Source organism: Mesorhizobium erdmanii USDA 3471, assembly GCF_000472705.1.
GTDB classification, from domain to species: domain Bacteria; phylum Pseudomonadota; class Alphaproteobacteria; order Rhizobiales; family Rhizobiaceae; genus Mesorhizobium; species Mesorhizobium erdmanii.
In genome coordinates, this window is record NZ_KI421453.1 from 303,510 (window position 1) to 316,334 (window position 12,825).

The following is a 12,825-nucleotide window of genomic DNA, read 5'->3' on the forward strand; positions in this document are numbered from 1 at the left end:
CCTTCCGGAAGAAACCTATCCACGCGTTCCCCTGACGTGGCCGCTGACCTGCACGCCGTCCTCCGCGCGCAGGTAGAGAAAGCCCGGAATGGAGATCAGCGGGATGACCGCGGTCAGCAGGAACACCTGATGAAAACGTTCCGGCGTGAGCACGTGGCTTTCCCCCGCGATCAGGCCCAGCAGCATGGCGGCGATCGAGACGCCGAGTGAAACGCTGAGCTGCTGCAGCACGCCGCCAAGGCTGGTGGCGCGGCTGAGCTTGTCGGCCGGCAGGTCGGCATAGGATAGAGTGTTGGAGGTCATGAACTGCGCCGAGCGGACGATGCCGAACAGGAAGACATAAACGCCGATCATCCAATGCGGCGTATCGGGACCCATCAAAGCAAAACCCGCCACCGTGGCGGAGCCGACGACGGCGCTGCCGATCAGCACGACGCTGAAGCCGAAGCGACGCAGCAGCGGTGACAGCAGCGGCCGCATCAGCAAGGCGCCGAAACTGCCGACGAATGTCAGCGAGCCTGATGCGACCGGGCTCATGCCGAAGCCGAGCTGCAACATCAGCGGCACGAGGAAGGGAACGCCGTTGAGGCCGACGCGGCACAGGCCGCCGGCCAGCGTGCCGACCCAGAAGGAGCGGAACCGAAACAGCGTCAGGTCAACCGCCGGTGCCGCGACGCGGCGCGCGTAACGCCCGAAGGCGAGCAGCAGCAGGACGGAAGCCGCCAGCACCAGCACCGTGGCCGACACGGGAATGATCGGCCGGCCGATGTTTTCCAGCCCGAATTGCAGCAGCGCCACGCCGAACCCCACCATCAGGAAGCCGGCGAAGTCGAAACGCTGCACCTTTTCCTCGTGGAAATCGTCGACGAAGCGCAGCGCCGCCAGAATGCCGAGGCAGCCGAACGGCACATTGACGTAGAATATCCAGCGCCACGACGCGTAGGTGGTCAGCAGGCCACCGAGCAGCGGCCCGATGACCGGCCCCATGATCGCCGGCAAGGTCATGTAGGTCATGGCGGTGATCAGGCCGCTGCGCGGAAAGCTGCGCAGCAGGATCAGCCGCCCGACCGGCGTCATCATGGCGCCGCCCAGCCCCTGCAGTGCGCGCATGGCCAAAAGCATGCCGAAACTGTTGGCCATGCCGCACAGTGCCGAGCCGAGGGTGAAGGTGAACAGCGCCAGCGCGAACACCCGGCGCGCGCCGAACCTGTCGGCGAACCAGCCGCTGACGGGAATGAACACGGCGAGCGTCAGAATGTAGGTGGTGATCGCAAGGTTCAGCCGGACCGGCGTGATGTCGAGGCTATGGGCGATGGCCGGGATCGCGGTGGTGATGATGGTGGAATCGAGCTGCTCCATCTGAAAGGCGATGGCGACGATGATCGGGATGATAAGCCTCAGCCTCGGATCACGCTCGGTGGCAAATTGAGGCTGTTCCAATGCCGTGGCCAATTCCGTCATGCAGGTGGCTTATGCTCTGGCCAAAGTGGCGCATCCCGGTCCAAAGGCAAGATTGCCTCGCTTGTGCCAGCCAGCCAGAGCCTGATCGCACGGGCGCCTTATGGTCCGACAAATAGGCTGGGGGTAGCCATTTCCACCCTGCCGGAAATCAACAAATCTTGACCGGCGCCGGCGCTCGGGGTGCAAAGGCTCGTCGGGATCGGCAACGCTGAGCGCCCGAGCGCTAAGCCATTTCGGGACGTCTTGACGCTTCGCGGATCGCCTTGTGCACGCCGCGCTGCAAATCCATGAAAGCCGGGGTTTCCATCACCTCTTCCCGGCGCGGGCGCTCGATGTCGACGTCGAAGGTCTGCATGATGCGTCCCGGGCCGATCCCCATGACGACGATGCGGTCCGACAGATAGACCGCCTCCTCCACATCATGCGTGACGAACAGCACGGTCAGCCTGTGCTCCTCCCAGATCTGGGTCAGCAATTCCTGCATCTGATGCCGGGTCAAGGCATCGAGCGCGCCGAACGGCTCGTCCATCAAGAGCATCTTGGGGCGATAGGAAAGCGCGCGCGCAATGGCGACGCGCTGCTTCATGCCGCCCGACAGTTCGGACGGATAGCGGTCGGCGCTCTGCGACAGCTTGACGAGGTCGAGATGCTCGAGCGCGATCTCGCGGCAAGCCGTGTGATCGTAGCCGGCGGCCTTGAGGGCAAACTCGATGTTCTGCCGAGCCGTCAGCCAGGGCAGCAGCGTGTAGGACTGGAAGACGACGCCGCGGTCTAGGCCGGGCTGCAGGATCGGCGCGCCATCGATGCTGAGGTCGCCGGCGTCGAAGTCCTGCAGTCCGGCGACGATCGACAGCAGCGTGCTCTTGCCGCAGCCGGACGTGCCTACAAGCGAGACGAACTCATTGTCGGCAAGATCGAGATTGATGTCGCGCAGCACTTCCGTGCGCCGCTCGCCCGTGCCGAAGCTCTTGTCGAGACCGGCGATGCGCAATTTGGGAACAGTCATAGGCGGCTCCTCATTGCGAATGGCCGTCCTGCCGGAACAGAACCTTTTCCAGGGCCTTCATGACCTGATCGGTGATAAGACCGAGCACGCCGAGCAGCAGGATGTAGCCGATGATGGTGTTTGTCTGGAAATAACGCTGCGACACGGTGATGCGATAGCCCAACCCCGATGTCGCCGCGACAAGTTCGGCCAGCACCAGCCAGGTCCATGCCCAGCCGAGGCTGATGCGCAGCGTATCCCAGATGCCGGGCAAGGCGCTGGGCACGACGATGCGCGTCAGGATCTTGCGGTCCGGCAGGCCGAGCGTGCGGCCAAGGCCGATGAAATCGGCGGGAACCCGCTTCACATTGTCCATGATCATCAGCACCTGTTGGAAGAAGGTGCCGATGAAGATTATCAGGAATTTCTGAGTATCGCCGGTGCCTGCCCACAAAATGGAGAGCGGCACGAAAGCGACGACCGGCATGTAGCGGATGAAATCCACCAGCGGCTCGATGGCCGCCTCCCAGGAGCGGAAGCTGCCGATCAGCACGCCGATCGGGATCGACAGCGCCGAGGCGATGAGGAAGCCGATGGAGATGCGGTACGCCGAGGCCGTGAGGTCCAGCCACAGCGTGCCGTCGGTGGCGAGCTTGGCGATCTGGGTCGCGACGCTGCCGGGCGACGGCAGGAAGATGGGCTTCACCCATTCCAGCCCGGTCGCCGCCCACCAGCCGAGGCCAAGCCCGACAAAGACGGCCACCGCGATCATCAGGAAACGCGACCTGGCGATGGGCACGCCGATCCCGGAGGATCGGCGGCGCCTGGCTTGTTTTGCGGCCGCCCCCGGCGCCGAGCGCGCCGGGTTGGTTTTCGCGGGGGGCTCCGCGGACATCTGCGTTACCACCGCGATCCGGCCTCGGTCATTGCGCCGCCTTGACGAAGGACGGGTCGATCATCTGCTCCGGCGTCACATCGGCCTGCAGCAGCTTGGCGTTCTTGGCCGCCGCTTCGACATCGGCGAATGTCTTGGTGGTGAAATCGCCGGTCAGCGCCGTCTTGTTTTCGGCGAGCGAGTAGTAGCGCACCCCGTCGAAAGCGGTGTTCAGGTCCTTGACGTCGGAACCGACCGCCTTGGCGATGATGGCGCGGCCACCGGGCGTGTCGGCATTGTAATCCTTGAGCGCGGCATCCCAGCTCTTGATCATCGCTAGCACCTGGCCGGGCCGCGACTTGATCACCTCGTCGCGCACCACCAGCACGTCGCTGATCAGGCCGGGATCCTCGCCGGCGGTGAACAGCAGCTTGACGTCCTTGTTCTGCGCCATGGCAACGGTGAGATACGGCTCGTAGGTGACGGCGACCGGCACGCGGCCAGCGATCAGGGCGCCACCGGCATCTGCGGCAGGCATCGGAACCGGCTGGACATCGGCGACCGACATGCCGTTCTTGGCGAGCGCGTATTTGAGCAGGATGTCGCTCGTCGTGCCTTCCTCGAAGGCGACCTGCTTGCCCTTGAGGTCGGCGATGGAAGTGACGTCCTTGCCGGCGATGATGGCGTCGGCCGTCATTGAGACATCGAGCAGCAGCACGATCTTCACCGGCAGGCCGGCGGCAACCATGCCCATAGCCGTATGGGTGGCGATGTTGGCGGCGTCGAGCTGGCCGCTGGCCAGTGCCGCGTTGATATCCTTGTCCTCGGCGAAGTTGACGATCTGGACGTCCGACAGGCCGTTCGTCTTGAACAGCCCCTTGGCGTCGGCTACATGCCACTGGCCGTAGCCGAGCCAGGGCTCGATGCCGATCTTGAACGACCCGGCCTCGGGCGTCGTGGGAATGGCCGCATCGGCGGCATGAGCCACTGGCGCGGTGGCGAGCCCGATGGCGGCGGCCATCATGAGCGCGCGAAATTGTCCTGCTAGGTTACGCATCTCTCGTTCCCCTTGATGATCAGACCGCTTTTACCCAGGCGTCCGGTCTGGTGAGACTGCAGGTTTCTGCTCTCGTGGCACTGTGCCCCGGCGTCTTGCCCGCCACTTCATGGTGAAGTGCGGGGATATTTCAGCGTCAGCGGGAGCGGATGTCAAGGCTAAAATACATACATGCATATACAAGTTGGCGTGACTCGATTTTCGACTTTGATCGGGCGCATCCGCACCACCTCTGCGCGATACAAATTCACGTTCTTTCCGGGTCGATAAGATCGAGGAACCCGGTCACTCGATCGGCTCCGCCATCCGGCTCGCTGCCGACCATGACCGCTACCGAAAAAGCAATAAGGGAGGAGACCGGCGTGTGGCTGCGCGCGCCCGCCCGCAGGTTCATCACCAGGGTCGGCGACAGGAAAAGCCCCGAGCGCAGGACAACTCGCCAATCCGCCGGCAGCATGCCGCGCCGCTTGAGCTCGAGCAGCAAGGGCCGCCACAAAGCTGTCGCCTTGACCTCCAGCAGGTCGCGACGGACCGGGCTCAAATCCCAGTCCGTGTCGACATGAAAAAGGTTTCCGTCCAGCCGCGCCTGCGCGCGAAAAGCCTCCGTCGCGGTGGCCGGATCGTATAGCCAGAACGGGTGGGCGAAGATGTTGTGGAACGTCGCCTTCACCTCCGCCAGCAGCGTCGGGATATGCGAGCCGGCGAAGGCAGGATCGAAGAAGGACAGTTCCGCCCTCCCCGCCCTCGCCGTGTACCAGACATTGGCGTTGTGGGCGTCGCCATGCGCGACCACGCCGCCGGCATCGGCCAGTCTCTCCGGCCGCAAGCGTGCGGCCGCGGCATCGAAAAGCTCACCGATGCTGTTGAGGTAGAGCTGCCCGTTGATGACGAATTTCAACAGGGAGAACCGATCCCAATCGAGTTCCGCGCCCGGAAAGACAAACCGCTTGCCGACATAGAAGTCGGCCAGCCGCCCGCCCGGCGACAAACGCGTATCGGCGTCGATCAGCCGCTCGTAAAACAGCCGATGGATCGGCTCCGCCGACACCTCCTCGACCGTCACCGGATGCAGCGTCCCAAGATAGACCTCGAGCAGCCTGGCGGAGAGGTCGCGCTCGGCAAGAACCGCCTCGCGCCGTGTGCCGGCATCGTCCTCGACATCCAGCGCGAACAGCACATCCGAAAATCTCGGGTCGGTGCGGCGTCGATAGACGAGGATCTGCTCGCCCGGCTCCGCCGACATATGGACGGGCTGGTCGACCGGCAGGCCGGCACGCGACAGAATTTCTGCCCGGTAGTACTCACCGGTCATGGCCTCCTCGCGTTCCTCCTGATGGAACTTGAAAAAGTAGGCCTGACCCTCGCTGTCGAAGAAGCCGTTCAGGGAATTGAGGCTGTATTTGTCGAAATTGATGCGGACATTTGAAGGGCTCATCGCGAACAGGTCGCCCAGCAAAGCCGCCAGCGCGCGCTGCGCCTCGGCGACATCATGCTGCGCGAGGGCCCTGATCCGTGCCGTGCGGCTCGATGTCTGAGTCATCGGTCGTCCCTTCCGGCCAAGCCCACCGCCAAGGCGGTTCTTATCAATACATGTACATACATTTGTTGCGAAACCTTCGTGACGTGCATGGCCTGTCGGCGTCAGCTGGTTCTGGAGGGGGAATAGCGGCTGCCAAGGGAATAACGGCTGCCGGCATAAGTCAGCTTGCTGATGGTGGCGACGATCGCGCCCGTCCACGTCCGGCGGTGCAGAAACAGACAGCAGCTGCCGACGTCGATGTTCAGATGCCGCGCCGTCTCGGCATCGGCCGGGATGGCGGAGATGATATGCTCGACCTCGGTCACCGGGGTCTTCTGCATGAGGTAGTCGTAGGTCGCGGTCTTCGAGAAATCCTGCTTGTCGTAATCGGGGATCAGGCTCGGATTGACGAAGCGCTCCTCCAACTGCACCGGCAAATCGTTCTCGAAATTGACGACGACGGAGTGATAGATCGGGACACGCTTTGAGAACTCGAACGTCAACGCGAGTTCCTTGGTCGGCGTGATGGTCTCCAGCACGAGGACCTCGGAGCGATGCCTGTTGCCGCGCTCGACGATCTCGGCCGCGATGTTGTTGATCTCGATCAGCGTCGATTGCGGCCGGGGCGGCGCGATGAACGTGCCGACGCCTTGCAGGCGGATCAGGAATCCCGCCGCGGTCAGCTCCCGCAAGGCCCGGTGCACCGTCATCCGCGAGACACCAAGCGAAACCACCAGCTCGTTCTCGGACGGCAGCTTGCGATCCTTGCCCCACCGGCCCGTTCCGATGTTGGCCAGGATATAGTCCTTCACCTTCTCGTAGAGGGGGCTCGCCGTATCGGGCAGATCGATCATTTCAAAGTCCTTTCCGGCAAACTATCGGAAATCACGCCGGCTCGACAGGTTGCCGCATGCGGATGATTGTTTTCAAGCCGTCGCTCTTTCCCGCCAACAGCCGCTCATAGGCTGCGGGAATCTCGTCGAGACCGATTACGCGATCGATCAGGGCCAGCAGCGGGTCGCTGAGTTCGCCCAGCATGCGCACGGCGTCGGGCAGTTCGTCGGCAAAGGCGTGGCATCCCAGCAATGCGATTTCACGCTCGACCAGGAGATTGGGATCGATGTCGAGACGACCGTGGAAGATGCCGACCATCGCCACCGCGCCGCCGGAATCGAGAACGCCGAGCAACTGGGTGAATGCGGCGATGCTGCCGGTCGCCTCGACAGCCGCCAGCAAAGGGGCATTTGCCATCGCGGCGGCAATCGCATCGCGGTCGAGGTCGACAATTGTCGCACCGGTCACCCGCGCTACGCGGGCAGAGCGCGCCTGGTTGCGGTCGGCGACAAGAACGGTGCCGGCGAAGCTTCGCGACAAAAGCAACGCGGCAAGGCCGCCGATCGGCCCGCAGCCGACAACAAGCACCGAGCCTGCCGTCTTCGGCAGGCGCCGCACCGCGTGCAGCGCGACCGCCAACGGCTCAGCCATCGCCGCGACCCGTTCATCGAGCGCGGCATCGACGATATGCAACAGACGCGCGGGCAGCACCGCCTGTTCGGCGAAGCCTCCGTCGCAGACTTCGCCGACGAAGCCCAGCGAAGCGCAGAGATGGCGCCTGCCGGCATGACACTGCGCGCACTCTCCGCACCAGAAACGGGAATCGGCAACCACCCTGTCGCCGACGGCGACGGTGTCGACGCCCTCGCCAAGCTCGATCACCGTGCCGGTCAGCTCATGGCCTGATGTCGAGGGCGAGCGGCTTATCCATTGGCCGGTGCGGAAATTGTGCAGGTCCGAACCGCAAATGCCGGCGGCGTCGACCCTGAGTTTCACCCAGCCCGCATCCGGCGCGCCCGGCGGGGCGACGTCCTCGACACGCAGATCGCCGGGTCCGTAAAGCCGTGCCGCCTTCATCGCGATCACCTTTCCCTCAACCGGCGAGATAGCGGTCGCGGATTTCCGAAACCGCGTTCTCGTGCGAACTGAAGCCCTCATACCGGGCAAGCCTGCGGGCATGCTTCGCCAGTTCCGGATAGGCCGCCGACGTGACATATCCGACCGACGAACGCTTGACGAAATCCGTCACCGAAAGCGGCCCATAGGTTCGCGCCCAGCGGCTGGTCGGCAGCACCGCATTCGGCCCGAGGACGAAGTTGGCAAGCGTCACCGGCGTGTGTGGACCCATCAGGATCTCGGCCGCCTCGGTGATGTGGCCGAGATGCGCGAACGGCTCTTTCGACAGGATTTCCAGATGTTCGGGCGCATAGTCGTTGATGAAGCGGTAGCTGTCCTCCAGCGACGCGGTCAGCACGATGCCGCCGCGTTTTCCCGTCACCACCGCGCGCGAGAACTCGACACGCTGTTCGGTCATCCGCGACCAGTGGTCGGGAAGCGCGGCGAGCGCTGCCTCGGCGACCTTGCGGCTATGCGTGACCAGATAGGCCGAGGAATCCGGCCCGTGCTCGGCCTCGATCAAGAGGTCGAGCGCGGCAAGGCCGCCGTCGACGCTGTCATCGGCAAAGATGATGGCTTCCGACGGGCCGGCCGGCAGACCGGTGTCGATGATGGAGGACAACACACTCTTGGCCGCCACCACCCAAGGGCTGCCCGGACCGACGATCTTGAGCGCCGGCTTGACGGTCTCGGTACCATAGGCGACAGCGGCAACGGCCTGCGCGCCGCCGCATTTGTAAACAGTGTTCACCCCGGCCAGGCGCGCCGCGACCAGCGTCGCCGCATCCACCGAACCATCCGATGTCGGCGGCGTCACGATGGCGATCCGCGGCACGCCGGCAATGACGGCCGGAACCGACGTCATCATTGTCACAGACGGAAAGGCGCCCTTGCCGCGCGGCACGTACAGCGCGACGGAATCGATCGGCGTATATCGGTCACCGGCATAGGCGCCCGGCCGGACCTCCTTCAGCCACATCGTTTCCGGCTTCTGCTCCTCATGGAAGTGCCTGATGTTGTCGATGCCGAAACCGATGCTTTCGACGACATCCTTCTCGACCTTGTCGAAGGCCGCGTCGAACTCGGCTTCCGACACCTTGAGTCCGCCTTCGGCGACATTGGCCTTGTCGAGTTCCCTGGCGAAGCGGATCAGCGCGGCGTCGCCCTCGTCCTTGACCGCCTGGATGATCGGGCGGACCTTTTCGACGAAGACCGACAGATCGGCCTCGGCGCGTTTCAGCAGGCCGGCCCGCTGGGTTGCGTCGAGGGATGACAGATCGTGGAAGCTGACGTCGGACATTGGGTATTCCCTTTTGTTAGAACGCGATGTGCCGGGCGGTCACACCAGCGGAAGACTTCGGTTTCGACCGCATGGGGAAGCCGTCTCAGATCGATGCCAGGAAACCGCCGTCCACCGGAATGGACTGGCCGGTAATGTAGGCCGCGGCATCCGAAGCAAGGAACACGGCGATGCCATGCAGGTCGCGGAGATCGCCGAAACGATGCTGCGGGATCTTGGCGAGCATGGACTGCTGCCAGGCCTCGTTGCTGTAGAACACATCGGTCATCGCCGTCCTGAAATAGCCCGGGGCGATGGCGTTGACCCGGATGCCCAGATCCCCCCACTCTGCGGCCAGCGCCCGGGTCATGCCGAGCAGGCCGGACTTCGACGAGCCATAGGGCACAGCGGTGGGGATGCCGACTTCCGACGTCAGCGAGCAGAGATTGATGATGGCGCCGCCCCGCCCGGCGTCGCGCATCTGCCGCGCAGCGGCCTGGGCGCAGAAGAACGCGCCCTTTAGATTGGTGTCGAGGATCCGGTCCCACAGCGCTTCATCGACGTCGAGCGAGGGCCGGACTTCTTCCATCCCGGCATTGTTGACGAGGATATCGAGACCGCCGAGCAGGCCGGCGGCCTCGGCGGTCGCCGTCCGGCAACGGCCGACATCGCTGACGTCGAGAGCGACGGCATGCGCGACACCACCGGCTGCGCGGATGGCCGTTGTCGTCTCGTCGAGGGAGGCCAGGCTGCGCGCCGTGATGGCGACGTCGGCGCCGGCGGCACTCAGCGCCTCGGCGATGCTGCGCCCGATGCCGCGGCTGGCCCCGGTGACAAGCGCTTTCCTGCCGGCAAGATCGAACAGAGAAGCATTGCGCATGTGATCCTCCTTGACAGCCTCGGCTCCGGCGTCAGGTCCGAGACTAACAGATGGCAGGTTACATATACAAGCATATACAAACCATTTCGGCTAGGCTATTTGTGACTTCGTCCGCCGCGCCAGTGCGCCTGTCGGCCAGCCGCAGAGGAGAGCCCGTCCCGTGTCGAAAGCCTCGGATATGGTCAGAACCGAAGTCGTGCGCCTGTCGCCCTACAATTCCGGGCTGACCATCGGCGAGGTCATGCTGCGATACGCTCCGGCCAGGATCGCCAAGCTGGGCTCGAATGAAAACCCGCTTGGTCCGAGCCCGACCCTGGCCACGACGATCGAGGCCGGCGCCGAGATGTTCCGGCTCTATCCGGACCCGGCCGCCCGCGCGCTGCGCCAGGCCATCGCCGCCAGGTATGAATTCGGCGAGGACCAGGTCATCCTCGGTAACGGCTCGGAGGATCTTCTTTCCGTCATCAGCCGCGCCGTGTTGCGGCCCGGCGATACCCTCGTCACGCTCTATCCATCGTTCCCGCTGCATGAGGATTATGCGACGCTGATGGGCGCGAACGTCAAACGTGTAGCCGTCAACGAAGATCTCACCATCAATGTCGAGGCCTTGATCGCGGCGGTGCGCGAGCGGCCCCGCATGCTGCTGTTCTCCAATCCGATGAACCCGGTCGGCAGTTGGCTCTCCGGCGAAGATCTGTCGAGGGTTCTGGATGCGGTCGGCGACGAGACGCTGATCGTCGTCGATGAAGCCTACGCCGAATATGCCGAGGGCGACGACTATGCCTCGTCCCTGCCCCACCTCGCCACATCTGACCGGTCGTGGATCGCGCTGCGGACATTTTCCAAAGCGTTCGGACTTGCCGGATTGCGCATCGGCTTCGGCATTGTCGGCGATCCGGAATTGCGCGCGTTGCTTGATCGGGTGCGCACGCCTTTCAATGTCAACGGCATGGCCCAGGCCGCGGCGCTGGCTGCACTCACGGATGAGGAACACCTCGCTCACGTCGTCGCGCTGGCCAAGGCGGAAAGAGCGCGTGTCGAGAATTTCCTCCGGAGCAAGGGCCTCGAAGTTGCCCCCTCGCGTGGTAATTTCCTGTTCTTCAACTGCCGGCAAAACGCCAGCGCCTTCGTCGAAGGCCTGCTGCGCGAAGGCGTCATCGTAAAGCCGTGGAAACAGGAAGGCTTCGACAACTATGTGCGTGTCAGCATCGGCTCGCCATTTGAAAACGACCACTTCATGAGTGCGCTGTCGCAGCTGTTGTGATTTTCCGGAAGCCATGCTGAATTGCCTGGCGCGCCTGGCCGATATTCGAAGGACTGCCGTTCCGCATGGAGTTTCTTCTCGGTGCGCGGTGACGCGTTCCATCAGCCTGTTACCGGAAGAGCCTAACCATATGTCCGACAGCATCCCGCCCCGGAGCCTCTACCGCGAAACGGCAAGCGGCACCGGCAACTACCCTGCGCTTGCCGGCGCGCAGCGGGCAAGGATCGCCATTGTCGGTGGCGGCTTCACCGGCCTTTCCACCGCCTTGCATCTGGCGGAAGCCGGCGACGACGTTGCCGTGCTCGAGGCCCAGCAGCCGGGCTGGGGCGCGTCGGGCAGGAATGGCGGCCAGGTCAATCCCGGTCTCAAATACGACCCCGACACGATCGAGGCGATGTTCGGCCCCGAGCTCGGGCCACGGATGATCGATTTCTCCCATGGCGCGCCGGATTTCACCTTCGGTCTGATCAGGCGCCTGTCGATCGCCTGCGAAGCGCGGCAGAACGGCACCATCCGCGCGGCGATCCGGCCGAAGCCGGAAACCGCGGTGCGGACCACCGCCGCGCAATGCGAACGGCGTGGGATGCCGGTCAAAATGCTGGACGCACAGGCGATGGCGGCGCGAACCGGAACCGACCGCTACATAGCCGGCTTGTTCGACAGTCGCGGCGGTGACCTTCATCCGCTGAAATACAACCTTGGCCTGGCGGCCGCCGCTCAAAACGCCGGCGCGCGGATATTCGGCGGCGGTGAAGTCCTCTCGCTGAAGAGGGAGGCCGGCCGATGGGTGCTCAAAACCGCCAATGGCTCCGTCAGCGCCGAGAAAGTCCTTGTCGCGACCAATGGCTATACAGGAGCCCTGTGGCCAGGCCTCGAGCAGTCGCTCGTCCCCGTGTTCAGTGCCATCGCGGCGACCGAACCGCTTGCACCGGGAGTCGCGGCCGCGATCCTCCCCGATAGGCCTGTCGTCTACGAAGCGGGCAACATCACCGTGTACTACCGCATCGACTGCCAGAACCGTCTCCTCATGGGCGGCCGAGGACCGATGAGGCCGATCGGAGATGCTTCCGCCATCCGCTACCTCACCGACTATGCGCTGCGGCTCTGGCCAGCACTTGCGGGAACACGCTGGACACATGGCTGGAACGGCCGCGTCGCGATCACCAAGGACCATCTTCCGCACATTCACGAACCGGAAGACGGCGTGCTGATCTGCCTTGGCTATAACGGCCGCGGCGTCGCCATGGCCTCGGCGATGGGGGTTGTCCTGGCGCAGCGGCTGCGAGGCGAAGACACGTCGCCGTTCCCGATGCCGATATCGCCGCTCAAGCCGATCCGGTTCCACCGCTTCTGGCCGCTGGGCGTGAAGGCCGCGATTCTTTCGGGGCGGCTGAAGGACCGGTTCGGCATCTGACGCGCGGAGCCCGCCAAGCCTGACAGCCCGCCAGATCGCAAGCCCGGCCTGGCGGGCTCTGGTCTTGCTGGCACGGCTTTTTCACACTCGAACGCGCGCATACTCGAAGGCGGGCCAAGCCATTTTGGCATCCGTGGAACTC

The 12,825-nt window shown here is 64.2% G+C and carries 11 protein-coding genes; 2 read left to right on the forward strand and 9 right to left on the reverse strand.

Annotated elements, in window-relative coordinates:
- Window positions 1–15: 15 nt before the first annotated feature.
- From A3AU_RS0128880 to A3AU_RS0128920, 9 genes are all read right to left on the reverse strand, one after another.
- Window positions 16–1,461, reverse strand: a complete 1,446-nt coding sequence (locus tag A3AU_RS0128880; protein WP_027055992.1) for a DHA2 family efflux MFS transporter permease subunit — start codon at window positions 1,459–1,461, stop codon at window positions 16–18.
- Between the two features lie 223 nt (window positions 1,462–1,684).
- The gene (locus tag A3AU_RS0128885) at window positions 1,685–2,467 is read right to left on the reverse strand and encodes an ABC transporter ATP-binding protein (RefSeq protein WP_027055993.1); all 783 of its coding nucleotides are present in this window, start codon (window positions 2,465–2,467) and stop codon (window positions 1,685–1,687) included.
- A 10-nt stretch (window positions 2,468–2,477) separates the two neighbouring features.
- On the reverse strand, window positions 2,478–3,245 hold the full coding sequence (locus A3AU_RS0128890) for an ABC transporter permease (RefSeq protein WP_032918387.1): 768 nt from the start codon (window positions 3,243–3,245) through the stop codon (window positions 2,478–2,480).
- A 124-nt stretch (window positions 3,246–3,369) separates the two neighbouring features.
- A complete protein-coding gene (locus tag A3AU_RS0128895; protein ID WP_027055995.1) occupies window positions 3,370–4,377 on the reverse strand; it encodes an ABC transporter substrate-binding protein in 1,008 nt (335 codons plus the stop codon).
- Between the two features lie 247 nt (window positions 4,378–4,624).
- Window positions 4,625–5,917 (reverse strand): hypothetical protein, encoded by a 1,293-nt coding sequence (locus A3AU_RS0128900; protein WP_027055996.1) that lies wholly within the window; start codon window positions 5,915–5,917, stop codon window positions 4,625–4,627.
- A 101-nt stretch (window positions 5,918–6,018) separates the two neighbouring features.
- Entirely contained in the window at window positions 6,019–6,750 is a 732-nt protein-coding gene (hutC, locus tag A3AU_RS0128905; RefSeq protein ID WP_027055997.1) for a histidine utilization repressor, read from the reverse strand.
- Between the two features lie 31 nt (window positions 6,751–6,781).
- A complete protein-coding gene (locus A3AU_RS0128910; protein ID WP_027055998.1) occupies window positions 6,782–7,807 on the reverse strand; it encodes a zinc-dependent alcohol dehydrogenase in 1,026 nt (341 codons plus the stop codon).
- 16 nt (window positions 7,808–7,823) lie between these two features.
- Complete coding sequence (hisD, locus tag A3AU_RS0128915) at window positions 7,824–9,146, reverse strand: histidinol dehydrogenase (RefSeq protein WP_027055999.1); 1,323 nt, start codon at window positions 9,144–9,146, stop codon at window positions 7,824–7,826.
- Window positions 9,147–9,231: 85 nt separating this feature from the next.
- Complete coding sequence (locus A3AU_RS0128920) at window positions 9,232–10,005, reverse strand: SDR family NAD(P)-dependent oxidoreductase (RefSeq protein ID WP_027056000.1); 774 nt, start codon at window positions 10,003–10,005, stop codon at window positions 9,232–9,234.
- Between the two features lie 160 nt (window positions 10,006–10,165).
- On the opposite strand from A3AU_RS0128920, the gene A3AU_RS0128925 reads away from it, so the two are divergent.
- Together A3AU_RS0128925 and A3AU_RS0128930 are read left to right on the forward strand one after the other, a co-directional pair.
- Window positions 10,166–11,269: a histidinol-phosphate transaminase gene (locus tag A3AU_RS0128925; RefSeq protein WP_027056001.1), complete on the forward strand. Its 1,104-nt coding sequence runs from the start codon at window positions 10,166–10,168 to the stop codon at window positions 11,267–11,269.
- A gap of 130 nt (window positions 11,270–11,399) precedes the next feature.
- The gene (locus tag A3AU_RS0128930) at window positions 11,400–12,683 is read left to right on the forward strand and encodes an NAD(P)/FAD-dependent oxidoreductase (protein WP_027056002.1); all 1,284 of its coding nucleotides are present in this window, start codon (window positions 11,400–11,402) and stop codon (window positions 12,681–12,683) included.
- Window positions 12,684–12,825 lie beyond the last annotated feature (142 nt).